Origin of the sequence: Streptomyces sp. NPDC006487, assembly GCF_042870555.1 — a bacterium.
Lineage (GTDB): Bacteria > Actinomycetota > Actinomycetes > Streptomycetales > Streptomycetaceae > Streptomyces.
Genome location: NZ_JBIAHN010000003.1, coordinates 24,464 through 51,273, shown reverse-complemented (window position 1 = coordinate 51,273; position 26,810 = coordinate 24,464). Strand labels below are relative to the sequence as shown.

Genomic DNA, 26,810 nt, shown 5'->3' with positions numbered 1-26,810 from the left:
GAGTCTGAGGGAATCTCGGTGTGGGGGTGGTGGAAAATGTTGGAGACTGTTTATTCTCGCTATGTGAAGAAGACCCTCGCGAAACTCGCGGACGGCCGCGAACTGATCTACTTCGACACCGACGAAGGTGCCGTGCGCGACGCGCCCGACCTGCGCCCGCTCGATCCGGTGGACAGCCGGCCGGAACTGCGGCGGGACGAGGCCACCGGTGACTGGATCACCATCGCCTCCCACCGCCAGAACCGGATCTACCACCCGCCCGCCGGCGAGTGCCCGCTCTGCCCCTCCCGGGACGGCCGGCTCAGCGAGATCCCCGCCGCCGACTACGAGGTGGCCGTCTTCGAGAACCGCTTCCCCTCCCTCGCGGGCGAGGCCGGACGCTGCGAAGTCGTCTGCTTCACCCCCGACCACGAAGCCGGTTTCGCCGACCTCACCCCGGCCGCCGCCCGGCTGGTGCTGGACGCGTGGACCGACCGCACCGCCGAACTGTCAGCCCTTCCCGGCGTCGAGCAGGTGTACTGCTTCGAGAACCGGGGAGCGGAGATCGGGGTGACCCTCGCCCACCCGCACGGCCAGATCTACGCCTTCCCCTTCGTCACGCCCCGCACCGCCAAGATGACGGCCGCCGCGCAAGCGCACCGCGCCGCCACCGGCCGCAACCTCTTCGAGGACCTGCTCACCGGAGCCCGCGCCGCCACCGAGCGGGTGGTGACGGCCGGGCAGCACTGGACCGCCTTCGTGCCCTACGCCGCCCGCTGGCCGTACGAGGTCCACCTCTACCCGCACCGCCGGGTCCCCGACCTGACCTGCCTCACCGAAGCCGAGCGGGCCGAGTTCCCCGGCATCTACCTCGACTTGCTGCGCGGCTTCGACCGGCTGTTCCCCGTACCGGGGCCGGGTCCGGAGCCGGAGCGGCCGCAGGAAATGGCGCCCACCCCGTACATCTCCGCTTGGCATCAGGCGCCCCGTACCCATGGGGAGGAACTGGCGCTGCACCTCGAGCTGTTCACCATCCGCAGGACTCCGGACAAGCTCAAGTTCCTCGCCGGGACGGAGTCCGGGACGGAAGCCTTCATCAACGACATCGCCCCCGAGACGGCCGCGCGACGACTGCGGGAGGCCCTGGCATGAACCGGCCCGAGCAGGCCGCGGCCACCTTCGCGAAGCTCTTCGGCGGCGCCCCCGACGGGATCTGGGCGGCGCCCGGCCGGGTCAATCTGATCGGTGAACACACCGATTACAACGACGGGTTCGCCCTCCCCATCGCCCTCCCGCAGACCACCCTGCTCGCCGCCCGCGCCCGTACGGACGGCCGGCTGCTCCTGCACAGCGCGCAGGGAGACGGCCGGATCACCGAACTCGCCCTGGCCGCCCTGGCACCCGGGGCCGTACCGGGCTGGGCCGCGTACCCGGCCGGAGTGGTCTGGGCCCTCGCCGAGGCGGGCCACCCCGTCGGGGGCGCGGACCTGCACTTCGACAGCACGGTCCCCACCGGCGCCGGCCTCTCCTCCTCCGCCGCGCTGGAGTGCGTGGTCGCCGTCGCCTACGACGGGCTGTACGGACTGGGGCTGCCCGGGCCCGAACTGGCCCGGATCGCCCAGCGGGCGGAGAACGCCTTCGCCGGCGTGCCCTGCGGGATCATGGACCAGATGGCCTCCGTGTGCTGCACCGCCGGGGCCGCCCTCCACCTCGATGCCCGCACCCCGGAGCTCCACCGGCAGGTGCCCCTCGACCTCCCGGGGCAGGGACTCGGACTGCTCGTGATCGACACCCGGGTCTCCCACGACCTGGGCGACGGGGCGTACGCGGCCCTGCGCGCGGGCTGTGAACGGGCGGCCGGGCTGCTCGGCCTGCGCGCCCTGCGGGATCTGCCCGCCGGGGACCTCGCGGGGGTGCTGGGGGACCTCCCGCCGGAACTCGTACCGCTGGTCCGCCACGTGGTGACGGAGAACGGCCGGGTCGCCGAGGCCGTCGCCCGGCTCCGGGCGGACGACGCGGCCGCCCTCGGTCCGATCCTGACGGCCGGTCACGCGTCGCTCCGCGACGACTACCGGGTCTCCTGCCCGGAGACCGACCTCGCCGTGACGGCCGCCCTGGGCGCCGGGGCCCTCGGCGCGCGGATGACGGGAGGCGGCTTCGGCGGCTCCGTCATCGCACTGGTGGAGGCGGGGCGCGAAGACGCGGTGGGCGACCACGTCACGGCGGCCTTCGGCGCGGCGGGCCACCGGCTCCCGCGGCTCCTCACCGCCACCCCGGCGGCGGGCGCCCGTCGGGTGGAGCCGTAGCCGGCGACTGGAGCCGAGCCGTAGCCGTAGCCGTAGCAGTAGCCATGTCCATGGCCCGGGCCCCGGACGCAGTCCGTTGCCCGGGCCATGGTGCTTTGGCAGTCGGCCCGTTCAGGAGGTGAAGGGTGCGCCGTCCAGGGTCCAGTGCGGGTCCAGGCCGATGCCCAGCGCGGCGTAGACGTGGGCGGCGACATCGGTGTGCCGGACCGTCGGCGGAGTGACTCCGGCGGCCAGTCCGGGGCCGCACGCGGCCACCCAGGCGGTGCGCTCCAGCTCGCTGCGGCCCCCGTGGCCCCCCTCGTCACGGTGGCCGTGATCGGTCACCACGATGACCGTCCACTGCTCCCCGGGGTGGCCCGGGCGGTCGCGCACGGCCTTGACGAGGCGGCCCAGGCGCTGGTCGGCCCGCTCGATCGACCGCCGGTACTCCTCGCCGCAGCCGAGGAAGTGGGCGGTCTCGTCGACGGCGCCGAGGTAGACGAAGGAGGCGTGGAGTTCCTCCCCGGAGCCCAGTACGTGCGCCGCTTCGGCGGTCACGGCCTCATCGGCCGCCTCCCAGGCCTCCGGCGTGTCCGCGCGGGGTGCGATGAAGCTCAGCCGGCTGGGGGCGGTGAAGAGCGGGCGGCCCTCCTGGGCGAGGAACAAGGGGGCCCAGCCGCCTGCCGCGAAGGTCCGCCGCCCGCATTCGAGTGCCAGGCGGGTGGTGAAGTCGGGAAAGACGTCGAGCCGGTTGCCGTCGAGCCGGTTGCCCCACACCCCGTGCTTGGCGACGGTGACACCGGTGGCGATGGTGGCCCAGCACGGCCCGGACATCGTGGGGGTGGTCTCGTCTATCTCGACGGGAGCGAGGAAACCCGCGTCGGCCGTCTCGTCGAGGTGGGGGGTGTCCAGCTGCGGCAGCAGGTCGAACCGTACGCCGTCGATGCCGACGACCAGAACGTGTTGAGTGTGCATGGTGCGGTCCCAGGTGTCTGTGAGAGGGGGGCAGTGGGGCAGGGGTCAGCGGGTCGGTTGGCCAGGGGGTCAGGGGGGTGGCGGGTCATGGGGTCAGGGGGCCAGCGGGGCAGGGGCTGGTGCGACGCAGCCGGATCAGGCGGCTCGCGTAGTCCCCGGAGGGCAGTGAGAGCTCGATTCCGCGGTGGACCAGGACGGCGCCGCTGTGCACCTGGTCCCGGTCCGGGTCCAGGTAGTGGGCGCCGGTGTCGAGTGCGGGCAGTTTGAGGGGGGCGGGCCGGTGCCCGAACCGGGTCGCGGGCCGCCAGGCGAGCACGGCGTGCTCGCCGCCGTCCCCGGCGGCGTAGTGGACGGCCGTCACCCCGTCCCCGCCCGTGACGCGGTGCTGGATCCCGTACTGGACCAGCGGGCGGATCTGCTTGTACCGGGCCACGAGCTCGGCGGCTTCGTCGAGCTCCTCGGCGGACCAGCCCGTCAGGTCCCCGCCGAGGCCGAGCGCGCCGGACATGGCGACGTGGAAGCGGAAGCGCAGCGGAGTGCGCCGCCCGGTGGCCGCGTTGGGACTGTCGGTGACCCACGCGGCCATGGTCCGGGCCGGGAAGAGCTGGCTGAAGCCGTGCTGGATCGCGATCCGGTCGACGGGGTCGGTGTTGTCGGAGGTCCACGCCTGGTCGGTGCGGGCCAGGATGCCGAGGTCGGCGCGTCCGCCACCGCCCGCACACGCTTCGATGCGCAGGCCCGGATGATCGGCGCGCAGCCGGTCCATGATGCGGTAGACGGCCCGGGTGTGGTCGATCCAGAGCCGGTCGGGATCGGGGTTCCCCTCCCAGCCGGCCTCGGTGAAGGCGCGGTTGGCGTCCCATTTGAGCCAGTCCACCCGGTGGTCGCGTACGAGGCCGTCCAGGGCGCGGTGGGCCCAGGCCTCGACCTCGGGCCGGGCGAAGTTCAGGACCAGCTGATGGCGCAGTTCGGTCGCCTCCCGGGTGGGGGAGTGGAGGACCCAGTCCGGATGGGTGCGGTACAACTCGCTGTCCCGGTTCACCATTTCCGGTTCCACCCACAGGCCGAAGGCCATCCCGAGGCGGTGGACCTCGTCGGCGAGGGGGCGCAGCCCCTCGGGAAAGGCTTCGGGGCGCGGGGTCCAGTCACCCAGCCCGGCCCGGTCGTCGCGCCGTGCGCCGAACCAGCCGTCGTCCAGGACGAACAGTTCGGCACCGATCCCGGCGGCCAGGTGGGCCAGCTTGATCTGGCCGGCCTGGTCGACGTCGAATCCGGTGGCCTCCCAGGAGTTGTAGAGGACGGGCCGCTCCCGCCCGGGCTCCGGCAGTACGTGGTCCGCGACGTAGCCGTGCCAGGCGCGGCTGGCCGCACCGAACCCGTGCGGGGTGTAGAGCCCGGCGAACACGGGGGTGTGCAGGCTTTTCCCCGGTTCCAGGGTCCAGCGCAGTCCTTCGTGGCCGAACCCTCCCGTCCAGGTGGTGCGGCCCACCGCGTCGCGGTGCAGGGTGATGCGCCAACTGCCGCTCCATGCGAGGGCGGTGCTCCACACGTCACCCGCTTCCTCGGTCGCGGTGCCGTCGTCGAGGGCGAGCCATGGGCTGGCGTGGTGGCCGGTGAGCCCGCGGCGGCTGGTGAGGACGGTCTCGGCGACGGGGAGCCGGTCGCGGTGCAGCTGGAACTCGCTGTTCCAGCCGCCCGTGAGGTGGCTGAGCCGGTAGTCGGCGAGTGCCGGGGCAGTCCAGGAGGCGGAGTCCAGCCGGTCGACGGTGACCGGACCCGCTTCGGCTCGGTTCCCGGCTCCGGTGTGCGTGAGCTCCACCCAGCGTTCGACGACGTCACTGCCCGGCCGGACGCGGTAGCAGAGCTCCGCGCGCAGGGGGTACCGGCGGTCGGTGAGGAAGAGCCGCAGCTCGCCGCCGTCGACGCGGTGTCCGGCGAACTCCCACTGGGCGCCACTGGTTCCGTCGGCGAAGCGGACCTGGAGGCCGGCCGGACCGAACCGCGCTCCGGTCTGCGGAGCCAGCTCGTCCGCTGCGGCCCCGGCTTCGAAGCTGCTCGCGGCGGGGGAGGCGGCCTCCGGCAGGAGGGACAGCGCAGCGGCGTCGAGCGGCGCGCCCCAGTACAAGTGCCGCGGGCTGCCGTCGGGGCCGGTGCGCAGGGCGTACACGCTGTTCGGCGTGCGGAGCACGGCGAGGCCGGAGCCGGGGTCGAAGGTGGCGAGCGGGAGCGCGGCAGGCACGAAGGGGTCCCCTGAGGTCGAAGGCCCGCGTACGGGCAGAGAGTTGGCCAGAGGCTAGGGCGGACGCGGGGTCGAAATCAATACTGGACGAAGTTATTTATTTGCTCTACGTTGCACCCGTGTTTCGAAACCAAGAGCTGCCACTGGTCACCGCCCCGGCCGAAACGGCGGTCCTCGCCCTGCTCCTGGCCGAGGGTCCGCTCAGCCGGGTGGAGCTCGCGCGCCGGACCGGTCTCTCCTCGACGGCCATCACCAAGGCCGCGAGGCCGCTCATCGACGACGGGTACCTGTACGAACTCCCGCCGGAGCGCACGGCTCCCGGGGCCGGCCGGCCGGTCAACCCGCTGGCGGTCGCCCCGGACCGGGAGTTCTTCGTCGGGGTGAAGATCAGTGACGACCGGCTGTTCGGCGTGGTCTGCGATCTGCGGGCCCGGGTCCGGGCCACGGCCGAACGAAGCCTCGGCAGCCATGAACCTGCCTCTGTTGCAGGCTTGTTGACCGATCTGGTCGACGAACTGCTCGACACCGAGCCCGCGTTCCGCGATCGCACCCGGCATCTCGGCATCGCGGTCTCGGGGGACGTGGACCGTGGCAGCGGCCGGGTCCGCTTCTCCGGCCGCCTCGGCTGGCGCGACGTACCGCTCGCCGAGACCGTGGCCGGTACCACCGGTCTGACGGTCACCGTCGAGAACGACGTCAAAGCACTGACCATCGCCGAGCACTGGTTCGGGGAGGGAGTCGGCACCGGCTATTTCGCGCTGGTCACGATCGGCGCGGGGATCGGCTCCGCGCTCGTCGTCAACGGGCAGCTGGTGACCGGCGCCTACGGTGTGGCCGGGGAACTGGGGCACGTATGCGTGGACCCGGCGGGCCCGCGCTGCCGCTGCGGCGCGGTCGGCTGCGTCGAGGCCATCGCCTCGAGCGGTGCGATCCTCGAAGCGGTCCGCCGCGGGACCGGCGTGGCCGACCTCGCCTTCGACCGCGCCGTTGAACTGGCCCGCGACGGCGACCCCGTGGCACGCGAGGCCTTCGCCCGGGCGGGCCGCGCCATCGGCGTCGGCATCGCCACCCTGGTCAACCTCGTGGGCCCGGAACGCGTCGTGGTCAGCGGCGAGGGAGCGGGCACGTACGACCTGTTCGGACAGCACATCAAGAACGCCTACGCGGCACACGCCTTCGGGGCCGCGGTCAAATGCCCCCTGTCCCTGCGCCCGCTCCCCTGGGAGGAGTGGGCCCGTGGAGCCGCCGCGGTGGCGGTCCAGGCACTGTTCCCGTCGAGCACGGCCGCCGCGGCACTCCCGTAGCGGCGCTCCGCTCGTACCGCACCCGGCTCACCCGGCCGGTGCCCCTCACTGCCGGCAAGCACTGATGGAGGGCACCGACCCGGGCCGGACACACCCACATCCCGCCTACCCTCACAGAAGGATGCGACATGAGCGCGCACAGAACCGAGCTTAGCCGACGACGTTTTCTCGGCGGATCACTGATGATCGTCGCCGGAGCGGTGGTGAGCACCGCCTGCTCCACCGACCCGAACGCGGATGCCTCCTCGCAGGCCAAGACCACCCTGAACGTCTGGTTCCACGCCTACGGCGAGGCCGGCACGCAGCAGGCCGCACTGCGCTACGCGACCGCCTTCACCAAGGCCCACCCGGACATCGCGGTCAAGGTCACCTGGGTCCCGGGCGACTACTCCGGCAAGCTCAACGCGACCCTGCTCACCGACGCGGCCCCGGACGTCTTCGAGATCGGCGACTTCAGCGAGAGCCTGGCCCGCCGGGGCCAGATCGCCGCCCTCGACGAGATCTACGGCAGCGAAAAGGCGGACTTCAACGACAACGCCATCGGCGGTGTGGGCGTCGACGGCAAGCTCTACGGCGTCAAGATGATCGACGACGTCATGATGCTGTACTTCCGCAAGAGCGTGCTGTCCCAGGCCGGAATCACCCCGCCCACCACCTTCGACGAGCTGGCCGCGGCGGCCAAGGCCCTCACCACCAAGTCGGGCAAGGGCCTGTTCCTCGGCAACGACGGTCTGGGCGACAGCCCGATCCTCGCCGTCCGCTCGAACGGTGGCGACCTGGTGACCGACGGCAAGGTCGCCTTCGGCTCCCCGCAGGCACTGGAGGCCCTGACCGGCCTGAAGCGCCTGCACGAGGACAAGTCCCTGCTCCTCGGATTCACCACCGACTGGTGGGACCCGTCCGCCTTCACCCAGAACCTCGTCCCGATGCAGTGGTGCGGCCTGTGGGCGATGCCCGCCGTCAAGACCGCGCTCGGCGAGGACTTCGGCGTCCTGCCGTGGCCCGCCTTTAAGGCAGGGGGCACCCCCGTCGTGCGCGTCGGGGGCTGGACCAGCTGCGTCAACGCCAAGGGCCGGAACGTGGACGCCGCGAAGAAGTTCGTCCAGTGGCTCTGGATCCGGCAGGCGGACCTGCAGAAGGACTGGGCCGAGAGCTACGGGTTCCACGTGCCGCCCCGCAAGTCCGTGGCGGCGGGCGCCGCGAAGCTCACCGGCGGAGCCGCCAAGGAGGCCGTGGAACTGGCCGCCAAATACGGCAAGTCCAACCCGGGCACCTGGGACACCGCGGTGAGCAGCGCCTTCAGCGCGGCCGCCGCCAAGATAGCCGCCGGGCAGGGCAACCCCGCGGAGGTTCTGGCGGACGCGGTGGGGCAGGCCCAGGGCGCCATCGACAAGCAGCGCGGCTGATGCTCTCCGCACCGGGAACCACCCGGCGGTCCGGGCGGCCGGGACCGCCCGGTCGGCTTGCGGCGGGGGCGGCCCGCGCCGGCCGCCCCCGAGCCGGCCGCCCCCGTGCGGGCCGCTCCGGCCTGCTCGCCTTCGCGCTGCTCACGGCTCCGATGCTGATCGGCCTCGGCGTGTTCAAGTACGTCGCCATCGGCTGGAGCTTCCTGCTCAGCCTCAGCGACGCGCGCGGCACCATCGCTCCCAGCCGGTGGGTGGGGCTGGGCAACTACCGGGCCCTGCTCTCCGACGCGGCGTTCCGCGACTCCCTGACGCAGATCCTGCTGTTCACCGCCTTCATCGTGCCGGTCACCTTCGCCGCCTCCCTCGGGCTCGCCCTGCTCGTGCACCGGATCCGGCGCGGGCGGGCGGTGCTGCGCACCGTCTTCCTCATCCCGGCGGCCGTGTCCTACGTCGCCGCCTCGCTCCTGTGGAAGATGTGCCTGTTCAACGGGCTTCCGGCCGGCATCGCCAACACCCTCGGCGGCTGGTTCGGCATGGACCCCGTCCCCTGGCTGCAGACCACCTCACCACCGCTGTACTGGATCGTGCTGGTCACCCTCCGGCTCTGGCTCCAGGTCGGCTTCTACATGGTGCTCTTCCTGGCCGGACTCCAGGGCATCCCCAAGGAGCTCTACGAGGCCGCCGCCCTCGACGGTGCGACCGGCCTGCGGCTCCTGCGCGGGATCACGCTGCCGATGCTGCGCAACACGTCCGTCGCCGTGCTGATGCTGCTCTTCATCGCCGCCTTCCAGGCCTTCGACGAGTTCTACAACCTCTTCAACAGCGGGCTCTCCGGCACCGGTTCCGCCCCCGTTCAGACGCCGCTGGGCTACCTGTACAACACCGCGATGGGCAGCCAGGACTACGGACTCGGATCGGCCGGGGCCTTCGTGCTCACCGCGCTCATCGTCGGGGTGACCCTGATCCAGGGGCGCTTCACCGGATTCGGCAGGAGCGAGGAGTGAGCCACCCGTGACGATCGCCGCGAGACTGTCCGGAGCGCTGCGCCTCTGCGCGCGCGGACTCCTGGTGGGCCTCCTGACGACGGCCTTTCTGACGCCCTTCTACCTGATGCTGCGGGGCTCCCTGATGGACGCCCGGGGCATCACGTCGCCGCACTGGACCTGGTGGCCGTCGACGATGCACTTCGAGAACTTCACCGCACTCTTCGACGACCCGACCCTGTCCATGGGCCGGGCGCTGGGGAACTCCACCGTGATCGCCCTCATCACGGCCCCCGTCTCCACGCTCCTGGCCTCCGCCGCAGGCTACGCCTTCGCCCGGATCCCGGTCCCGGGGCGCGGCGTCCTCCTGGCCCTGGTGGTCGCCACACTGATGATTCCCGGCTCGGTGACCTTCGTGCCGACCTTCGTCGTGGTCGGTTCCCTGGGCGGAGTGAACACGCTGTGGGGCATCATCGCGCCCGGCCTGTTCAACCCCTTCGCCGTCCTGCTGTTCCGCAACTTCTACCTCCAGTTCCCGGCCGAGATCGAAGAAGCCGGACGGCTGGACGGGCTCGGCTGGTTCGGCCTCTACCGCCGGATCGCCCTGCCCAACTCGGGCGCGATGCTCGCCTCGCTCGGCGCGCTGGCGTTCATCGACAGCTGGAACTCATTCCTGTGGCCCCTGGTCATCGGGCAGGACCCGTCGGCCTGGACGGCCCAGATCGCCCTGTCGACGTTCCTCACCTCGCAGACCATCAACCTGCCCGGCCTGTTCGCCGGAGCCGTCGTGACGATCGTCCCCCTGGTCGTCATGTTCCTGGTCGCCCAGCGCTACATCGTCGCGGGCATCGCCACCAGCGGCCTCAAGGGCTGAACGCGCAGAGCACGCAACAGCACGTCACCGACCACCACGGCACGGCACGACACGGCACGGCACGGCACGGCACATCCTCCCTCTCCGAAGGATCCAACGTGACAGGCACACCAATGCTCCGACGCGCGGTCTCGGCACTCGCCGTGCTGTCCGCGCTGCTCCTCGGCACCACCACGGCGGCCGGCGCGACGGCCGCCGCCCCCGACGCGGCCGGTGCCCCGGCCGCGCCCACCGTCCTGACCGGGCCCCAACTGGCCTCCTCCTGGACCGCACCGCTCAGCACACGGGGCCGCTGGATCGTCGACGCCGCGGGGAACCGATTCAAGCTCAAGGCGGGCAACTGGGCCGGCGCGCAGGGGACATGGACCGGCAGCGGGGACATCAACGATCCCGCCAGCCACATGCACGGCATAGCGGCAAACAACATGCCGCTCGGCCTGGACCGGACGCCCATGACCGCCATCCTGGCCGACTTCCACGAACTGGGCCTCAACAGCATCCGGCTGCCGTTCTCCAACGCCCTCGTCCACGACACCACACCGGTCCCGGACGCCGCGGTCGCCGCCAACCCGCAGCTGAAGGGCAAGACCCCGCTGCAGGTACTCGACACCGTCATCGCGGCCCTCACCGCCGACGGGTTCGCGGTCATCCTCAACAACCACACCACCACCGCCCGCTTCTGCTGCGGCCTGGACGGAAACGAGCGCTGGAACAGCAGCCAGAGCACCCAGCAGTGGTTGGACGACTGGGTGTTCATGGTGAACCGCTACAAGACGGACAAGCGGGTGGTGGGCGCCGACCTGCGCAACGAGGTGCGCCGCGACACCTGGGACGACCCCAACTGGGGCTGGTACGACGGCCACGACGCCTACGCCGCCTTCGAGGAGGCCGGAAACCGGATTCTGCGGGCCGCCCCCGACATGCTGGTCGTCATGGAGGGCATCAACTGGTACGGGATCCCGCTCGCCGGACTTCCGCACGGGCGGCCCATGCTGACGCCGGTGGCCAACCTCTCCCACACGCTGATCGAATCCGGCAAGCTCGTCTACGCCGCCCACTTCTACGCCTACACCGGCCCGGCCAACACCGGTGCCGGCAGCGGCCCCGGCTCCACGAACGATCCGCGCTACGAGGACTTCACCCCGGAGCAGCTCGCCCAAGTGGTGAACGACCAGGCGCTGTTCGTCACCCGTGAGGGGCAGCACTTCACCGCCCCGGTGTGGATCAGCGAATTCGGTGCCGGGGGCCGCGGCCCCGAGAACGCCAAGGAGCGGGCCTGGCTCCACCGCTTCACCGACATCCTGGTGGCCAACGACACCGATTTCGCGATCTGGCCGCTCGTCGGCTGGACCAATGCCGCGGGCGCTCCGATGGACACCTGGGCGCTGCTGTCGTACGGGACCACCGGTGTCCGCCAGAGCGTCCAAGACGGCGGGGACTGGCGCGCCGACGACTGGAACCGGCTGGTCTCCACCCCCGGCCGCACCGGTCAGGTGGCCCCGGTCAGTCACTGGAACATGCTCGACCTCGACCACGCCGACTACGTCGTCTCCGCCACCATGCTCGCCAAGGCCGACTGGTCCCCGGGCAACCGCAAGGGCAACTGCCCCGACTCCGAGCGGCTGACCGGCCTCGCCCGCAGCAGCGGCCGGGGACTGTGCACCGACGCGGGCGGTCCGCCGAAGGGCGCCGGATCCTGGACCGCGGTCACGGACGAGCGGTACGTCACCGGGACCGACTGGGCCGGCGGATACAACAAGCTCCAGTGCCCCGCGCAGACCTTCGCCGTCGGCTACAGCGTCCGCGGCAACGCGATGTCCGCGCTGCTGTGTGCCCCCGCCGCGGCCTCCCTGCCCACCTCCGGGCGCACGCTCTGGTTCGACCGCGGGGACAACCGCCCCGCCACCGGGGGCTCGAACGCCAGCGACTGGGCGCCCGGCCACTACAAGGGCCAGTGCTCCGACACCGAGTACCTCGCGGGCGTCGCCTACACCTGGAAGTGGAACCACGGAGGTGTCCCCGACGCGCTGCTCTGCCGCCCGCTGAAGTGACCGGCCCACCGAACTGACCGGCGCCCGCTTCCCCTTCCCTCTTCCCCTTCCCGTCCCTAGGAGCTCACGGCATGCCCCGACTGGAGATCGCCGCAGACGGCTTCCGTCTCGACGACCGGCCGTTTCGCATCGTCTCCGGTGCCCTGCACTACTTCCGCGTCCATCCGGAGCAATGGGCGGACCGGCTCCACAAGGCACGTCGACTGGGCCTCAATACGGTCGAGACCTACGTCCCGTGGAACCTCCACGCCCCGAGGCGCGGGGAGTTCCGGCTCGACGGGGGCCTCGACCTGCCCCGGTTCCTGGACCTCGCAGCCGCGGAAGGCCTGTACGTCCTGCTCCGCCCGGGCCCGTACATCTGCGCGGAATGGGAGGGGGGCGGCCTGCCCTCGTGGCTTCTCGCCGAGGAGGGCATCGCACTGCGCAGCAGCGACCCGCGCTTCCTGCGGGCCGTGGACGAGTACCTCGGCGCGCTGCTGCCGCCCCTGCTGTCCCGTCTGGGCAGTGGGGGCGGCCCGGTGATCGCGGTCCAGCTCGAGAACGAGTACGGGGCCTACGGGCAGGACCCCGGTTACCTCGCCGATCTGGCCGGGCTGCTGCACCGGCACGGCGTGGACGTCCCCCTGTTCACCTGCGACCAGCCCGCGGACCTGGCGCGCGGTAGCACGCAAGGAGTGCTGAGCACCGTCAACTTCGGCAGCAAGGTCGAGTCCGGGCTCGCGCAGCTTCGGCGGCATCAGCCCGAAGGGCCGCTGATGTGCTCGGAGTTCTGGGTGGGCTGGTTCGATCGCTGGGGCGGACCCCATGCGGTGCGCGACGCCGAGGACGCCGCGAGCGACCTCGACCGGCTGCTCGCCGCCGGTGCTTCCGTGAACATCTACATGTTCCACGGCGGAACGAACTTCGGCTTCACCAACGGCGCGAACGACAAGGGGACGTACCGCCCCACGATCACCTCGTACGACTACGACGCCCTCCTGGACGAGGCCGGCGATCCCACGGCCAAGTACACCGCCTTCCGCGAGGTCCTCGCGAAGTACGGCCCCGTCCCCGACGGTCCGGTGCCCGCCCCCGGCCCGAAGGTCGCCTGCGGACGGGTCGAACTCACCCACTCCGCTGCGCTGTTGGATCACGCCGACCTGCTCGGCCGGCCCGTGAAGGGGGACCGGCCGCTCACGATGGAACAACTCGGCGAGGGCTTCGGCTTCGTCCTGTACGAGACCCTGCTGGCGGCCGGCGGTCCGGCCGTCCTGTACGTCGAGGACGTGCGCGACCGCGCGCAGGTCTTCGTGGACGGGCAGCCCGTCGGGGTGCTCGCACGCGAGAGTCACGAGCGCGCCCTCGCCTTCACCGTCCCCCGCCCCGGAGCCAGGCTGTCCCTGCTCGTGGAGAACCAGGGGCGGGTCAACTACGGGCCGGGCATCCACGACCGCAAGGGACTCCTCGGCCGGGTCCTCGTCAACGGCCGGGCCCCGGAGCGGTGGACGAGCCGGGCCCTGCCCCTGGACGATCCCCCCGGCCTCGCCGACGTGCCCTTCCGGGCCTTCGACCCGGCGGCGCCGCCGGTGGGCCCCGCCTTCCACCGTGGGTACGCGCACGTGGAGGAGCCGGCCGACGGCTTCCTCGCCCTGCCCGGCTGGACCAAGGGCAGCGTCTGGATCAACGGCTTCGCCCTGGGCCGGTACTGGTCCCGTGGCCCCCAGGCCACCTTGTACGTCCCCGCTCCGGTGCTGCGGGCGGGGCGCAACGAGTTCACCGTCCTCGAACTGCACGCCTCGGCCACCCGCACGGTGGAGCTGCGCGACCGTCCCGACCTGGGTGGAACCGAGGACTGACGCGCCGGCCGCCCCGACGTGTGCCGGGCCGGGGGCCCGCCCGCGAGGTCCGGGCGGGCCCCCGGCCCCCTGCCCGGCTACCAGAGGACGGGGAGCCGCTCCGGCAGGCGCTTCATGAACCGGGTGCGCCAGACGAGCTGGTCGACCGGCACGGCGAGCTGGAGACGGGGCATCTTCTCCAGGAGCACCTCGATGGCGATCTCGGTGTGCCGCTTGCCCAGCGCGGTGGCGGGGCAGTAGTGCTGTCCGCCGCCGAAGGAGAGGTGGGTGGCCGCGTTCTCCCGGTCGATGTCCACGACATGGGGGTCGCTGAACACGGCCGGGTCGGTGTTGGCGGCCTCGACCAGGACGAGGAGGAGCTCCCCCTTCTTCACCTCGACGTCCCCGAGGGTGAGGTCCTCGAGGGCGAGCCTGGGCAGGCCGTCGCCGATCGAGAGGTTGACCCGCAGGAGTTCGTCCACCGCGCCGGGGATCTTCTCCGGCGACTTCCGCAACTGCTCCCACACGTCGGGGTTCTGGAGGAGGGAGAAGACCGCCATCGTCAGGAAGCCCATGGTGGAGATGACGCCGGCGCCGAACAGGGTGACCCCCACCGTGGCGAGCATCTCGTCGGTGAGGTGGGCGTACTGGGGGTCCGGGCGCAGGGCCGCCAGCTCGGAGACGAGCCCGGTGGTGGCCGGGTCGTCGAGGCGCTCGACCATATACGCGATGTCGCGGTCCCAGTTGAGCTTGGCACCGGTGACGGGACAGGCCGAGTTCATGAACGCGATGTCGAGACTGGACGCCAGGCGCGGGGCGTCGGCCTGCGGGATGCCGAGGATGCGGCAGTGCAGGTTCTCGGCGTACGGGTTGGTGAACTGGCCGCGCAGGTCGACCGGAGCCCCGTGGGTGAGGAGGCCGTCGACGAGGGTGGAGGCCTCGGCGCGCATCCAGTCCGTGAGGCCGTCGGTCTTGGGGTTGATCGCCTTGAGGACGGCCTTGCGCAGGCCGGCCCCGGTGATGTTGCCCATGTTGTTGACGACCTCGGGCGGGATCGTCAGCGCGTACTGGCGGGGCACTCCGGGAGCGGAGGTGTCCTTCAGGCTGAACCTTGGATCTTCGAGGACCTGCTTGCACAGCTCGTAGGAGGAGACGAGCCAGGCTTCGTCACCGGCGATCGTGCGGACCCGCTTGACCGGCTGGTCACGCAGCTCCTCCACCTCGTGGGGGAGCTGGTCGCCGCGCGCGGAGAACGGGAAGTCGAGAAGGGTCTCAGTGGACATCGGGTGCTCCTTCGGCGGGGGTGATGACGGCGTGTCCCTGGTTGCGCGAGGCGCGCAGGCCGGAGCCGCGTGAGTAGAGCAGTTCCGCCATCGGCAGGAGCTGGTGGTAGCAGTTGAGGGAGGACGGCACCCCGAGGATGGCGGGGGTGTCCAGGAAGAGCGGCGCCTCGGCACAGACGTACTCCAGGCAGACCTCGCGCTGCCGGGTGGTGGCGGTCTTGCCGCCCAGCACCTTGGAGGAGAGGAACGCGTCGACCAGGGAATTGCAGGTGCTGCGGAATTCCGGGTCGGTGTCGAGCAGCTTGTACAGGTGGCTGTGGAGCCTGCGGTAGGCGGGGATGTCGGTGAGGGCCGACATGGGGCGTGCGCGTAGACGGACGCCGGTGGGGTCGGCCTCGGCCGCGGCGTTGTTGACTTTGGCGCGGACGCCCCGCAGGTTCTTCACCGCCTTGCGCCGGGCTTCGTCGGCGTCGTAGCCGAGGGCCTCGTACATCTCGGCCACGTGCAGGTCGGTGTAGATCAGGTCGACCTGCGCGAAGTTGCGCATGCCCCACTGGGCGAGGTCGATGACGCGCTGGGCGGAGAAGTAGCTGTTTCCGGGCGAGATGCCGATCACGGCGTGATCGCCTTCGGTGTGAATCACCTGGCAGTGCGGGGTGTACGGCCGGACTGTGAAGACTTCGGTCAATGTCGTCAACAGGAGTCGGGTCCTTCGCGCCGCAAGTCCCGTGGGGCCCTGTGCCCCGGGTGTGGCGGCGACGTGACGGAAAGCTACCGGAATCATGTGTGCGGACCTAAGGATTCCGACGGGTAACTCACCTGGTGGACACCACCGTTGCCCGGGGCTACGAGCCTGGTCCCCGGCCGGAGGCTCGACGGGATGCTCGCCGCCCCGGTCCCGCGCCGCGTGCGGGGGGTCACCGGCCGCACGCCGCTGACCCCCGGGGACCGGCGGTCAGCGCCCTGCCGGATGGTGCAAGCGCCGCCAGTAGCCCGCGAGGTCATCGACTGCGGTGGTGACCGAGTCGAAGGCCATCGTCGTCCGGGTGTCCTGGTGGTAACGACCCCACTGCGGCGCGGGGTCGTGATGGGGGTCGCCGGTGCGGATGAAGGAGATCCAGGCCGTGTGCATCGTCGAGGCGAGACCGTCACGGACCCGGGGGTTCAGCCCCGCCAGGAACGGCGCCTGCGCCCACTTGTCGAAGTTGTCGAACACGAACGGCAGCTCCAGGCAGTGCGCGGCCGCGAGTCGACCGCCGTGCGCGGGCGTCGGCAGGTTGAACTGGTACGCCCAGACCGGGCGCCCACGGGCCGCCCGCCGTTCGGCCAAAGCCACGGCGGGCATGCGGAACAGCTCGTCGGTGATCAGGTCCATCAGTACGTCCACGGGGCGGGCGCCCGGCCGGGCCTGCGCGTACGCGGTGTACGCCTGCTCCGCCCGGTTCCCGAAGGTGTCCCGCGCCCTGGCGACCACCTGCTCCCTGGTCGCGGCGGCGTACGGCTCGCTCAGCGCGAAGGCGAAGTTGGCCTCCTCCCTGGTCCAGCCGATCAGGACGTCGATGTCCGCCCCGGCGCCGCCGAGCAGCAGGTCGGAGGGGTCGCGGTCCAGCGTGACCCCGTCGAGCACCGGCAGGAACGGGGTCGACCAGTAACCCCACCGTCCGGTGCGCCCGAACATCTCGAAGGTGGCGGCGATCAGCCGCGGCCAGGGCACGGCCCGCAGTTCCGTCACGTTCTTTGCCCCCAGGATGTCCAGGAAGGCGGCGGTGCGATCGAGGGATTCGGCGCGTGTGGGGATCTTCAGCCCGAGCGGCGGGCTCTGCAGGATGGCCCGCCGGAACAGCGGGCGCCCCGGTCGCTGGCCGGCGCGGGCACCGGCCAGCGCCGCGACCGACAGCGCGCCGCCGGACTGGCCGGCGAGGGTGATGTCGTCGGGATCGCCGCCGAACGCGGCGATGTTGTCCCGCACCCAGCGCAGTGCGGCGAGTTGGTCGGTGAGCCAGAAGTTCCCCCCGGCGCCGTCCTCACCGAAGTAGAGGTAACCCAGGGGCCCGAGTCGGTAGTTGATGGTCACGACGACGAGGTCGCCGTCGCGCGAGAAGGTCTCGCCGGAGTAACCCGGCATCGAGCCGGATCCGGAGATGAAGCCGCCGCCGTGGATCCACACCATGACCGGCCGCTTGGCGTCGTCGGTTCCGGGGGTCCAGACGTTGAGGGTGAGGCAGTCCTCGTCGAAGGGGGGCGAGCCGTGGGTGCCGAGCACCTGGTCGCCTCCCTCCCGGTAGGGCTGCGGGGCGCTCGGTCCGAAGGCGGTCGCGTCGCGCGTGCCCTGCCAGCCGGGGTGGGGCTGGGCCGGCCGCCATCGGAGGGCGCCGACCGGCGGCGCCGCGTAGGGCACGCCCTTGAACACGGCGAGACCCCCTTCCGTGCTTCCGCGCAGTCGGCCCGAGGGCAGTTCCACGACGGGTGAGGATTCGGCCGTGTGCGGGGCGGCCTGCGCCGTGCCCCCGCCCGACACCCCGAAGAGCAGTGCGCCGCCTGCCAACACTCCGCTGTTCTTGAGGACTTTGCGCCGTGATGGATCGTCGGTCATGGTGCTTCACTCCCTGACTGATCGTGGGCCCGTCGCCGGAAAGATGTATAGCGAGAATTTGACGGGGGTCAGTATTGCTCCATGTCCGGGGTGCGGGTCAAGGGGTGCGGGGCGGGTGCGGGCGCATATCTTGCGAAGTATTGACGGCCGTCGCAAAAGCGCGATAGACACGTGTCACTTCGGTCGGCGGTCAGGTCACCCCTGAGAGCCGGACCCTTCGCGCCTGGGACTCCCCAAGGCGGCCCACATCAGCAACATCCCGCCCTCCAGGGCCGGTTGACTACGTACGGAGTTCCCATGGCAGGTCGGTTTCGTCCCGTTGGTCTGGTCGCCGCATCGACGGCGCTCTTGCTGGCCACGGCATGTGGTGGTGCGAGCCTCGGGACCGGTGAGGACGAGCGGAGCGGCCCCCTGAAGATCGGGCTCCTCGTCCCGCAGTCGGGGACCTACAAGTCGCTGGGCGACGACATGAAGCAGGGCTTCGAGCTCTACGTCGCGCAGCACGGCGGCAGGCTCGGCGGCCGTGAGGTGGAGATCGTCGTCGCGGACGAGGGGGAGACGGCGGACTCGGGCAAGGCGGCGGCGGAGAAGCTGGTCAAGCAGGACCGGGTGCTCGCCGTGAGCGGGGTGGTGAGCTCGGCCACCATCAACGGGGTCAAGGACCTGTTCGAGACCGGCAAGGTCCCGCTCGTCGGCTCGAACGCCTCACCCACGACACTGACCGGGACCAAGTACATCTGGCGCACCTCGTACGTCAACGACGAACCGGGCAAGGCGCTCGGCAAGCACGTGGCCGAGCGGGCCGGCGGTCCCGTCTTCCTGATCGCCGCGGGATACCAGGCGGGCAAGGACGAGGTGGAGGGCTTCAAGTCCACCTTCCTCCCGGCGGGCGGCAAGCCGGCGGGGGAGGAGGTCTACACGCCGTTCCCGGGGACCAAGAACTTCCAGCCGTACCTCGCGCAGATCGAGAAGTCCGGCGCGAAGGCCGTCTTCTGTTTCTACGCCGGCGGTGCCGCCGTCGACTTCGTCAAGCAGTACCGGGACTTCGGACTGGCCGGCAAGATCCCGCTCTACGCACCCGGCTTCCTCACCGAAGGCGGCGTCCTCAAGGGGCAGGGAGACGCGGCCAACGGCATCCTCACGGCGCTCAACTACAGCGCCGACCTGGACAATGCCGCCAACAAGCAGTTCGCGCCGGCGTACACGGCCGCCCACGGCACGTCCCCGACCACGTACGCGATGGCGTCCTGGGACGCGGCGCAGGTCCTCGACAAGGCGATCAAGGCGGCCGGTTCCAACGGTTCCACGGTGACCTCCGAATCGGTCAACGCGGCCATTGCCCAGGTGGGGGACATCGACAGCCCGCGCGGAACCTGGCGGTTCAACAGCGGCGGGACGCCCGTCCAGCCCTGGTACCTGCGCGAGGTCAAGCAGGGGGCCAACACCGTCAGTTCCGAGCTCGGAAGACTGGGCGGCTGACATGTCCGGATGGTTGGACGGCAACTTCGTCAGCGTCATCGACGGGGTCGCCTTCGGTCTGCTGCTGTTCACGATCGCGGTCGGACTCTCCCTGGTCTTCGGCATGATGGACGTGCTCAACCTCGCGCACGGCACGCTCTACCTGGCCGGGGCCTACGTCGCCTACTCCCTGTCCGACGGGACCCTGACGGGTCTCCTCCTCGCACTTCTGGCCGGCGCCCTGGTGGGCACCGTGGGCGGGGCCGCGCTGACCTTCCTCACCCAGCCCCTGGCCCGCCGCGGGCACCTGGACCAAGCCGTGCTGACGCTCGGCATCACCTTCATCGTGGCCGACCTCCTCTCCGCGGCCTTCGGCTCGGACGTACTGCCCACGGACCCGCCCGAGGCCCTGCGCGGGACGGTCGGCCTCCTCGGCCACGCCTATCCCGTCTACCGGCTGGTGTTCATCGCCGTCGCGGCCGGCCTCGCGCTCCTCGTGTACCTCGTCTTCGAGCGCAGCTCGCTGGGAGCCCTCGTACGGGCCACCGTCGCCGACCGGGACATGGTCCGCGCGCTCGGTGTCGACATCCGCAAGGTGCTCTACGGGGTCTTCGCGTCCGGCGCCGCCCTGGCGGCCGTCGGCGGAGTCCTCGGAGCGCCGATCCTCGGCCCCGGGCCGGGCGTCGACGAGACCGTCCTCGTCCTCTCGCTCGTCGTCGTGGTCGTGGGGGGACTCGGATCGGTGCGCGGCGCACTCGCCGGAGCACTCCTGATCGGCCAGGTGCAGACCCTCGGGGTGGCGCTGCTCCCGGAGTACGCACCCTTCCTCCTCTTCGGCACCATGCTGCTCGTCCTCGTGGTCCGCCCGCACGGCCTGGTCGCGTCGGCGGTGCGCGCATGAGCCCGTCCGCAACCGCGGCCACCGCGGGCACCACGACCCGGCGCCGGCTGTCGGCAGCCGCCGTGGCCGGCGCCCTCGCCCTGGCCCCCTTCGTGCTCGGTCCGTACGCGATCGGCACGCTGTCGCGGATCCTGGTGTTCGCCCTCCTCGTGCTCAGCGTGAACCTGCTCACCGGTCTGACCGGGCTGCCGACCCTCGGCCAGTCCGCCTACTTCGGTGTCGGCGCCTATGCGGCGGCCGTCACGGCGACCCGGATCACCGACGTCGGAGCGCTCCAACTCCTCGTCGCCGCGAGTGTCTCCGCGCTGGTGGCGGTGCCCACGGGATGGCTGGCCGTGAGGGCCCGGGGCGTGGTCTTCCTGATGCTCACCCTGGCCATCGGTGAAATCGTCTACAGCGCCGCCGTCAACTGGAAGTCGCTGACGAACGGCACCGACGGGATGTCGGGCATCCCGCCCGTCGTACCCCTGCCCGGCATGCCCGCCCTGGAGCTCGACGGGCTGGTCTACTTCTACGTCCTGGCCGTGTTCCTGCTTCTCTTCGCGGCGGTCTCCCGCTTCGGCTCGACCGCGTTCGCGCTCGCCCTGCGCGGCATCCGCGACAACGAGCCCCGCATGCGGGCGATCGGCTACCCCACCCAGCGCTACGCCCTGACCGTCTACTGCGGCGCCGCGGCGCTGGCCGGCGCCGCCGGGGCCCTGTGGGTGTCGGTACAGCGGTTCGTCTCGCCCGGCGACGCCGGCTTCGAGATCGCCGCACTGGCCCTGCTGGCCGTCGTCATCGGAGGCTCCGGCTCGATGCCGGGAGCCTGCGCCGGAGCCGCGCTCGTCTGGCTCACCCGCGACTACCTCGGAAACCTCGAAGCCGTCGCCGGACGCGGGCCGCTGCTGCTCGGACTGCTCTTCGTCACCGCCGTCTACGCGCTGCCCCGAGGACTGGCCGGCGTACGGATCCCGCACAGGCTCATCCGAAAGAGGACGGCGTGACAGACCAAGACCAAGACCAGGACCAGGACCAGGAGCAGGCCCACGGTCTACTGGAACTGCGCGGGGTATCGCGGCACTTCGGATCCTTCCGAGCGCTGGACGAGGTGGACCTGACGGTCCGGCCCGGCGCCCGGCACGCCGTCATCGGACCGAACGGCGCGGGCAAGTCCACCCTGTTCGGCCTGATCTCGGGCACCTTGCCGACCACCGCCGGGACCATCCTCGTCGACGGACAGGACGTGACCCGGCTGCCCGTACACCGCCGGGTCGGGCTCGGCGTCGCGGCGACCTTCCAGCACTCCAGCCTCTTCCTGCGCGAAACCGTTCTGGAGAACGTGCTGCTCGCCGTGGTGCGCCGCACCGGTTCGAGGGCCGCGGCGATCGCGCGGGCGCACGAACTCCTCGACCGGGTGGGCCTGCCCACCCGGCACGACCTCCCGGCCGCCGAACTCTCGCACGGCGAGCGGCGACAGCTGGAGGTCGCGGTGGCGCTGGGGACCGAACCCCGGCTCCTCCTCCTGGACGAACCGGCCGCCGGCATGTCGCCGGCGGAGACGGCGCGGCTCACCGAATTGATCGCCGCCCTGCCGGGGGAGGTGACCGTACTCCTCATCGAGCACGACCTCGACATGGTCTTCGAACTCGCCGACACGGTGACGGTCATGCACCTCGGCAGACACCTCAAGACGGGCTCCCCGGACGAGGTGCGCGCCTCCACCGAAGTCCAGACCGCCTACCTGGGCACCATGGAGGTCACCTCGTGAACCCGTTCCTGAGCATTCGCGGGCTGCACTCCGGCTATGCCGGGGGCGTCGTCCTCGGCGGTGTGGACCTGGACCTCGAGGCGGGCGGGACCGTTGCCCTCCTCGGGCGGAACGGAGTCGGGAAGACCACCCTCATATCGACGGTCATGGGACTCGTCCGCCCCTACGAAGGCAGCGTCGCCCTCGACGGCCGCGAGCTCGCCGGCGCCCGTGTCGACGTGATCGCGCGGGCGGGGGTCGGCGTCGTTCCCCAGGGGCGCAGGGTCTTCGCCCCGCTGACCGTGGACGAGCACCTGACGATCGCCACCCGGCGCCCGGCGCGCGGCCCCTGGACCAGGACCCGCGTCCTGGACCTGCTGCCGCGGCTGGGGGAGCGGCTCGGCCACCGCGGTGACCAGCTCTCCGGCGGAGAGCAGCAGATGCTCGCGATCGCCAGGGCCCTGCTGGGCAATCCGCGCCTGCTGCTCCTCGACGAGCCGTCCGACGGCCTCGCTCCGGTGATCGTCGCCCAAGTGGGCGAGGTGATCCGTGAGGTGGGCGCGCAGGGCATGTCGGTCGTCCTCGTCGAGCAGAACCTGGGACTCGCCCTCTCCGTCGCCGGGAGCGTGGCGGTCATGCAGAAGGGAGTCATCGTCCACCAGGCCGCCGGCGCGGATTTCGCGTCCCGTCCCGAAGACCTACGGCGCCTGCTGGGCGTCGACTGAGCCCGCCACCGCGATCGCGGTGAAGGCCAGCCCGTCCCCGACCAGCCAGCGGCCCGACAGATCCGGCGCCTGCCCCCGGTCGGGGGCCGGGGCCGAGCGGCGCGGCATCAGCCGGGCCGTGAAGACGCCGGAAGGATGGAACCGGACTTCCGCTTCCGTGAATTCCAGTCGCTGCCCGGTGTACGGGTACCACGCCTTGTACACGGACTCCTTCGCGCTGAACAGGAGTCGGTCCCAGTGCGTCCCCGGCGGGGCGGAGCGTATCCAACTGCGCTCCGCCGGCCGGGCGATGGCGTCCAGCACGCCGTCGGGGAGCGGCACGTGCGGCTCGGCGTCGATTCCGAGCATCCTCAGCTCCGTCGCGTGGGCGAGTGCGGCGGCGCGATAGCCGTCGCAGTGGGTGAGGCTGCCGACCAGCATCGGGGGCCAGCACGGTGCACCGTGCCGGTCGGGCAGGACGGGTGCGTGCGGCAGGCCCAGCCGGCTCAGCGCCCTCCGGGCGCAGTGCCGCACCGTCGTGAACTCCTTGCGTCTCTTCTCCACCGCGTTGCGGACGAGAGCTGCCTCCTGCGGGTACAGCTCCGCCTGCGGAGGGTCGGAGCGGCATTCGACGACGGCGACCCCTCCGGGCAGCAGCCGACTCAGCATCCGGGCCGCTTCACGGCAGCGTCACCACCTGGGCGGCGTGCGCCAGTCCCGCGCCGAAGCCGACGAGCAGGGCCAGCCCACCACTGGACACCCTGCCCTGGGACAGCAGCTCGTCGATGGCCAGGGGAATCGAAGCGGCGGAGGTGTTGCCGGCCGTGACGACGTCCTTCGCCACGGCGGTGTGCGGGGCGAGGCCAAGTGTTCTCGCGGCGGCGTCGACGATCCGGGCGTTGGCCTGGTGGGGAACGAAAGCGGCGAGATCGGCGACCTCCACGCCCGCCTTCGCCAGTGCCTGCCGGGAGATCTCCGGCACGACGCGGGTCGCCCAGCGGAACACCTCCGGACCTGTCATCCGCAGCGTCGGCCAGGGGGTGGCGTGCGGGTTCCGGGCGTCCAGCCACGTGCGGTCATGGGCGATCATGTGATGGCGTTCGCCGTCGGCGCCCCACACCACCGGGCCGATGCCGGGTGTGTCGGAGGGGCCCACCACGACCGCCCCCGCGCCGTCGCCGAACAGGAAGGCGGTGCCGCGGTCTCGCGGATCGACGATGTCGCTCATCTTCTCCGAGCCGACCACGACGACGGCGCGGGCGTCGCCGGAGCGGACCAGCGAGTCGGCCAGGCCCAGGGCGTAGCAGAAGCCCGAACAGGCGGCGCCGATGTCAAGGCTGCCGGCGGCGCGGGCGCCCAGCAGGTGGGCGACGCGGGGCGCCGCGGCCGGGGCCTGCTCCAGGAACGACATGGTGGCCAGCAGCACCATGCCGACGTCGTCCGGGTGGGTGCCCGACTGGGCCATCGCTTTGCGGGCGGCCTCGGCCGCCATGGTGATGACCGTCTCGTCGGGGCCGGCGAAGCGTCGGGTGACGATGCCGGACCGGCGGCGGATCCATGCGTCGCTGGAATCGATGCCGGCACAGATCTCGTCGTTGTCCACGACCCGTGTCGGCCGGTACACGCCGACGCCGAGGATGCGGGACCCCGGGCTGCGCTCGGGCGTGCGGAGCCGGGCCATCACGCCTCCCCCGACGGGGAGGCCGTCGCCGCGGCCACGGTGCTCAGTTCGCCGTTCTCGTAGCGCTTCTTGCACGCCCGGCGCTGCACCTTGCCGCTGGAGGTCTTCGGCAGCGTCCCGCGCCGGACGACGAGGACGTCGTCCGGGGTGATCCGATGTGCCTCCCGCACGGCGTCGAGAACGCGGCGGGAGAGCGTCTCGGCGCCGGGGGATTTGAGGAGCCGGCCGTCGGTCTCGACGACCACGACGAGCCGCTCGCGCCGGCCGTCGTCCCAGGAGAAGGCGGCCGCGCAGTTCGGGTGCAGCCCCGGCACGGCGCGTTCGGCGGCCAGCTCTATGTCCTGCGGGTAGTGGTTGCGGCCCTTGCGGATGATGACGTCCTTCAGCCGTCCGGTGACGTAGAGCTCGCCCTGGTGCAGGAAGCCGAGGTCGCCGGTGCGCAGATGGGCGCCGCCCGGCTCTCCGTCGTCCGTGGCACGTGCCCGGAAGGTCTCCGCGCTCGCCTCGGGGCGTCCCAGGTAGCCGCCCGCGACGCAGGGTCCGGAGATCCAGATCTCGCCGACCCGGCCCTCGGGAAGGCCCCGCAGGGTCACCGGGTCCACGATCCGGACCCGGGTACGTCCGACCGTGCCCCCGCTGCCGACCAGGGGCACGGCTCCGTCGGCCTGCTCGTCGACCGGTTCCGCGGCGCCGTCGCGCAGGGTTTCGGCGGACAGCCACAGGACGGAAGGCTCCCGGTCCTGACGGCTGCCGGTGGCCTTGAGGGTGTTCTCCGCCAGGCCGTATCCGGGGCACATGGCGCGCGGGTCGAATCCGTACGGCGCGAACGCGGCGGTGAAGGCCCTGACCGTGTCCCAGCGCACGGGCTCGGCGCCGTTGGCGGCCACCCGCCAGCGGGACAGGTCGCCCACGGCATCCGTCCTTCCCGCCGCGGCGGCCCGCGCGCACAGCTCGTAGGCGAAGCTGGGTGCGGCGGCGTGCGTTCCGCCGAACCGGGCGATGGCCTCCAGCCAGCGGGCCGGGCGGCGGATGAACGCGTCCGGGCTCATCAGGTAGGAGGGGATGCCCGCCCACAGGGGAAGGACGACCCCGAAGAGCATGCCCATGTCGTGGAAGAGCGGCAGCCAGTTCACGACCGTGCCGTCGGGCTCGCACGGCCACAGCTCGTCCGTCTCGACCACGTTCGCCAGGAAGTTGGCGTGGCTGACCACGACTCCCTTCGGGTCCCCGGTGGAGCCGGACGTGTACTGCAGCAGCGCCATGTCCTCGGGGCCCGGGGGCACCGGTGTGGCCGCGGCCGGATCGCACGCGAGGGTGTCGGTGGCCAGCAGTGTGAGCCCGGCCAGGGCGGGCGACCCGCCGAAACGCTCCTGGAGGTCGCGGATGACCTCGGTGGTGGTCAGCACGGTCGAGGTGCCCGCGTCGTCCGCGATGCGCCGCAGCCGCTGGACCTCTTCGCCGCGCCGTGGCACCTGCACGGGGGCACCCGCCACGCGCCCGTACATGCACCCGAGGAGCGTGCGTACGAACTCCAGGCCCGAGGGGTACAGCAGTACGGCGCTGCGGCCGCAGAGCCCCAGGGCCGCGAAGGCCGCCGCCCGCAGGCCGGCGTCCTCGTGCAGTTCGCGATAGGTGAGCGTCTCGTGCGGTTCCTCGCCGTCGCGCAGGAAGACGTACGCGGTTTCGTCGGGCTGCTTCCGGCTCCGTAGCCGCAGGGCATCGGGAAGGGTGCGGACGTCCCCGTCGAGACGTGGTCCAGTGGTGCTGCTCACGGTCAGATCTCCTTGTCGGCCGGTGGTTCACCCTCCGCGGGGCGGCCTTGGGCATCACCGCAGGTCCCGGGAGAAGAAAGCGCCTCTGCGCGCGGGTAGACCGACCCGAGCGCAGAGGCGGTCGGTCGGCGGCAGGCCCTAAGCGGCGTGCTGCTCCTCGGGGACCGGGCGGTCGACGGCCAGGCGCCACTCGCCGGCTTCGTTGCGGATCAGCACGTCGGTGCACGTGCCGTGCATGTGCACGGACTGCCCGTCGGGGGTGGGGATGTCGAGCGAGTAGTCCACGATCAGCAGCGAAGTGTCACCGGTCGTGTACGTCTGCAGCACCTTGGAGTCGATCTTCGGGCCGGAGGCCAGGAACTCCTTGAAGAACGCGGTGCGCGCCGTTCCCGACAAAGGAGCACCGGAGATGTTGGAGATCGCGTCTTCGGTGTACATGGAGTCGTAAAGCGCTCCGTCACCGGAGTTGAAGATGCGGACGAACAGCTCGTTAAGCTTGTCCGGATCCTCGGAGATATCGAAATTGATGAGATTGCTCATGGAAAATCTGCTCCCCATCTCTCCGCGATGTGCCGGTTGGCAGAAACTGCGGCTTCGGGAAGCGTCGCAGAATGCGATCCCGGGATGGTCACGGTAGGGTAACCTCGCATTCCAGGCGCGCTGGTGAGTTACCGATTACCCGGCGATGGGCGTGCGCGGCCGGCCCGCCGGAGGCCTCGTATCGCTTACCTCGTGGTAAGTAGTTACCTTCAAGTCAGCACTTACCTCCAGGTCGGCAA

The 26,810-nt window shown here is 71.4% G+C and carries 22 protein-coding genes; 13 read left to right on the top strand and 9 right to left on the bottom strand.

The annotated features are described in order from the left end of the window. Window positions 1-63: 63 nt before the first annotated feature. Window positions 64-1,131, top strand: coding sequence for a galactose-1-phosphate uridylyltransferase (galT, locus tag ACFYM0_RS05425; protein WP_388496833.1), 1,068 nt, complete (start codon window positions 64-66; stop codon window positions 1,129-1,131). After that, complete coding sequence (gene galK / locus ACFYM0_RS05420) at window positions 1,128-2,285, top strand: galactokinase (protein WP_388496831.1); 1,158 nt, start codon at window positions 1,128-1,130, stop codon at window positions 2,283-2,285. Before galT ends, galK begins: the two co-directional genes overlap by 4 nt. 111 nt (window positions 2,286-2,396) lie before the next feature. Here galK and ACFYM0_RS05415 read toward each other — a convergent pair whose 3' ends face one another. Together ACFYM0_RS05415 and ACFYM0_RS05410 are read right to left on the bottom strand one after the other, a co-directional pair. Next, on the bottom strand, window positions 2,397-3,239 hold the full coding sequence (locus ACFYM0_RS05415; RefSeq protein WP_388496828.1) for an alkaline phosphatase family protein: 843 nt from the start codon (window positions 3,237-3,239) through the stop codon (window positions 2,397-2,399). Window positions 3,240-3,324: 85 nt separating this feature from the next. Next, window positions 3,325-5,478 (bottom strand): alpha-galactosidase, encoded by a 2,154-nt coding sequence (locus ACFYM0_RS05410; protein WP_388496825.1) that lies wholly within the window; start codon window positions 5,476-5,478, stop codon window positions 3,325-3,327. Between the two features lie 119 nt (window positions 5,479-5,597). Here ACFYM0_RS05410 and ACFYM0_RS05405 point away from each other — a divergent pair, with 119 nt between their 5' ends. From ACFYM0_RS05405 to ACFYM0_RS05380, 6 genes are all read left to right on the top strand, one after another. Continuing rightward, window positions 5,598-6,782 carry an ROK family protein gene (locus ACFYM0_RS05405; RefSeq protein ID WP_388496822.1) on the top strand — a complete coding sequence of 395 codons (1,185 nt, stop codon included), beginning with the start codon at window positions 5,598-5,600 and terminating at the stop codon, window positions 6,780-6,782. A gap of 182 nt (window positions 6,783-6,964) precedes the next feature. Further along, window positions 6,965-8,188 carry an ABC transporter substrate-binding protein gene (locus ACFYM0_RS05400; RefSeq protein WP_388496819.1) on the top strand — a complete coding sequence of 408 codons (1,224 nt, stop codon included), beginning with the start codon at window positions 6,965-6,967 and terminating at the stop codon, window positions 8,186-8,188. Further along, on the top strand, window positions 8,188-9,192 hold the full coding sequence (locus tag ACFYM0_RS05395) for a carbohydrate ABC transporter permease (RefSeq protein ID WP_388496817.1): 1,005 nt from the start codon (window positions 8,188-8,190) through the stop codon (window positions 9,190-9,192). The genes ACFYM0_RS05400 and ACFYM0_RS05395 overlap by 1 nt, the downstream gene beginning before the upstream one ends. A 7-nt stretch (window positions 9,193-9,199) precedes the next feature. Beyond that, window positions 9,200-10,045 carry a carbohydrate ABC transporter permease gene (locus ACFYM0_RS05390; protein WP_388496814.1) on the top strand — a complete coding sequence of 282 codons (846 nt, stop codon included), beginning with the start codon at window positions 9,200-9,202 and terminating at the stop codon, window positions 10,043-10,045. A 113-nt stretch (window positions 10,046-10,158) separates the two neighbouring features. Further along, on the top strand, window positions 10,159-12,096 hold the full coding sequence (locus ACFYM0_RS05385; protein WP_388497688.1) for a glycoside hydrolase family 5 protein: 1,938 nt from the start codon (window positions 10,159-10,161) through the stop codon (window positions 12,094-12,096). 71 nt (window positions 12,097-12,167) lie between these two features. Continuing rightward, window positions 12,168-13,931 carry a beta-galactosidase family protein gene (locus ACFYM0_RS05380; RefSeq protein WP_388496811.1) on the top strand — a complete coding sequence of 588 codons (1,764 nt, stop codon included), beginning with the start codon at window positions 12,168-12,170 and terminating at the stop codon, window positions 13,929-13,931. A 77-nt stretch (window positions 13,932-14,008) separates the two neighbouring features. On the opposite strand, the gene ACFYM0_RS05375 is transcribed toward ACFYM0_RS05380, so the two are convergent. From ACFYM0_RS05375 to ACFYM0_RS05365, 3 genes are all read right to left on the bottom strand, one after another. Further along, window positions 14,009-15,193, bottom strand: coding sequence for a cytochrome P450 (locus tag ACFYM0_RS05375; protein WP_388496809.1), 1,185 nt, complete (start codon window positions 15,191-15,193; stop codon window positions 14,009-14,011). Continuing rightward, window positions 15,183-15,890, bottom strand: a complete 708-nt coding sequence (locus tag ACFYM0_RS05370) for a tRNA-dependent cyclodipeptide synthase (RefSeq protein ID WP_388496806.1) — start codon at window positions 15,888-15,890, stop codon at window positions 15,183-15,185. The genes ACFYM0_RS05375 and ACFYM0_RS05370 overlap by 11 nt, the downstream gene beginning before the upstream one ends. A 258-nt stretch (window positions 15,891-16,148) precedes the next feature. Continuing rightward, window positions 16,149-17,786 (bottom strand): carboxylesterase/lipase family protein, encoded by a 1,638-nt coding sequence (locus ACFYM0_RS05365; protein ID WP_388496804.1) that lies wholly within the window; start codon window positions 17,784-17,786, stop codon window positions 16,149-16,151. 297 nt (window positions 17,787-18,083) lie between these two features. On the opposite strand from ACFYM0_RS05365, the gene ACFYM0_RS05360 reads away from it, so the two are divergent. The 5 genes from ACFYM0_RS05360 to ACFYM0_RS05340 are packed head-to-tail and all read left to right on the top strand — an operon-like array spanning window position 18,084 to window position 22,599. Then, window positions 18,084-19,265, top strand: coding sequence for an ABC transporter substrate-binding protein (locus ACFYM0_RS05360; protein ID WP_388496801.1), 1,182 nt, complete (start codon window positions 18,084-18,086; stop codon window positions 19,263-19,265). 1 nt (window position 19,266) lies between these two features. Beyond that, window positions 19,267-20,145, top strand: coding sequence for a branched-chain amino acid ABC transporter permease (locus ACFYM0_RS05355; protein WP_388496798.1), 879 nt, complete (start codon window positions 19,267-19,269; stop codon window positions 20,143-20,145). After that, on the top strand, window positions 20,142-21,131 hold the full coding sequence (locus ACFYM0_RS05350) for a branched-chain amino acid ABC transporter permease (RefSeq protein ID WP_388496796.1): 990 nt from the start codon (window positions 20,142-20,144) through the stop codon (window positions 21,129-21,131). Before ACFYM0_RS05355 ends, ACFYM0_RS05350 begins: the two co-directional genes overlap by 4 nt. Continuing rightward, window positions 21,128-21,895, top strand: a complete 768-nt coding sequence (locus ACFYM0_RS05345; protein ID WP_388496794.1) for an ABC transporter ATP-binding protein — start codon at window positions 21,128-21,130, stop codon at window positions 21,893-21,895. Before ACFYM0_RS05350 ends, ACFYM0_RS05345 begins: the two co-directional genes overlap by 4 nt. Then, the gene (locus tag ACFYM0_RS05340; RefSeq protein ID WP_388496791.1) at window positions 21,892-22,599 is read left to right on the top strand and encodes an ABC transporter ATP-binding protein; all 708 of its coding nucleotides are present in this window, start codon (window positions 21,892-21,894) and stop codon (window positions 22,597-22,599) included. Before ACFYM0_RS05345 ends, ACFYM0_RS05340 begins: the two co-directional genes overlap by 4 nt. Here the strand turns inward: ACFYM0_RS05340 and ACFYM0_RS05335 are convergent. From ACFYM0_RS05335 to ACFYM0_RS05320, 4 genes are all read right to left on the bottom strand, one after another. Beyond that, on the bottom strand, window positions 22,573-23,247 hold the full coding sequence (locus tag ACFYM0_RS05335) for a 4'-phosphopantetheinyl transferase (RefSeq protein ID WP_388496789.1): 675 nt from the start codon (window positions 23,245-23,247) through the stop codon (window positions 22,573-22,575). The genes ACFYM0_RS05340 and ACFYM0_RS05335 overlap by 27 nt on opposite strands. 10 nt (window positions 23,248-23,257) lie before the next feature. After that, the gene (locus tag ACFYM0_RS05330) at window positions 23,258-24,259 is read right to left on the bottom strand and encodes a beta-ketoacyl-ACP synthase III (RefSeq protein WP_388496786.1); all 1,002 of its coding nucleotides are present in this window, start codon (window positions 24,257-24,259) and stop codon (window positions 23,258-23,260) included. Continuing rightward, window positions 24,259-26,031 (bottom strand): fatty acyl-AMP ligase, encoded by a 1,773-nt coding sequence (locus ACFYM0_RS05325; protein ID WP_388496784.1) that lies wholly within the window; start codon window positions 26,029-26,031, stop codon window positions 24,259-24,261. Before ACFYM0_RS05325 ends, ACFYM0_RS05330 begins: the two co-directional genes overlap by 1 nt. A gap of 138 nt (window positions 26,032-26,169) precedes the next feature. Then, window positions 26,170-26,571 carry a YybH family protein gene (locus ACFYM0_RS05320; RefSeq protein WP_388496781.1) on the bottom strand — a complete coding sequence of 134 codons (402 nt, stop codon included), beginning with the start codon at window positions 26,569-26,571 and terminating at the stop codon, window positions 26,170-26,172. Window positions 26,572-26,810 lie beyond the last annotated feature (239 nt).

Coding starts and splice junctions, on each gene's coding strand:
- ACFYM0_RS05335 (WP_388496789.1), bottom strand. CDS start 23,247: ATGCTGAGTCGGCTGCTGCCCGGAGGGGTCGCCGTCGTCGAATGCCGC.
- ACFYM0_RS05350 (WP_388496796.1), top strand. CDS start 20,142: ATGAGCCCGTCCGCAACCGCGGCCACCGCGGGCACCACGACCCGGCGC.
- ACFYM0_RS05400 (WP_388496819.1), top strand. CDS start 6,965: ATGATCGTCGCCGGAGCGGTGGTGAGCACCGCCTGCTCCACCGACCCG.
- ACFYM0_RS05320 (WP_388496781.1), bottom strand. CDS start 26,571: ATGAGCAATCTCATCAATTTCGATATCTCCGAGGATCCGGACAAGCTT.
- ACFYM0_RS05365 (WP_388496804.1), bottom strand. CDS start 17,786: ATGACCGACGATCCATCACGGCGCAAAGTCCTCAAGAACAGCGGAGTG.
- ACFYM0_RS05380 (WP_388496811.1), top strand. CDS start 12,168: ATGCCCCGACTGGAGATCGCCGCAGACGGCTTCCGTCTCGACGACCGG.
- ACFYM0_RS05415 (WP_388496828.1), bottom strand. CDS start 3,239: ATGCACACTCAACACGTTCTGGTCGTCGGCATCGACGGCGTACGGTTC.
- ACFYM0_RS05385 (WP_388497688.1), top strand. CDS start 10,159: ATGCTCCGACGCGCGGTCTCGGCACTCGCCGTGCTGTCCGCGCTGCTC.
- ACFYM0_RS05360 (WP_388496801.1), top strand. CDS start 18,084: ATGGCAGGTCGGTTTCGTCCCGTTGGTCTGGTCGCCGCATCGACGGCG.
- ACFYM0_RS05395 (WP_388496817.1), top strand. CDS start 8,188: ATGCTCTCCGCACCGGGAACCACCCGGCGGTCCGGGCGGCCGGGACCG.
- galK (WP_388496831.1), top strand. CDS start 1,128: ATGAACCGGCCCGAGCAGGCCGCGGCCACCTTCGCGAAGCTCTTCGGC.
- ACFYM0_RS05355 (WP_388496798.1), top strand. CDS start 19,267: ATGTCCGGATGGTTGGACGGCAACTTCGTCAGCGTCATCGACGGGGTC.
- ACFYM0_RS05330 (WP_388496786.1), bottom strand. CDS start 24,259: ATGGCCCGGCTCCGCACGCCCGAGCGCAGCCCGGGGTCCCGCATCCTC.
- ACFYM0_RS05375 (WP_388496809.1), bottom strand. CDS start 15,193: ATGTCCACTGAGACCCTTCTCGACTTCCCGTTCTCCGCGCGCGGCGAC.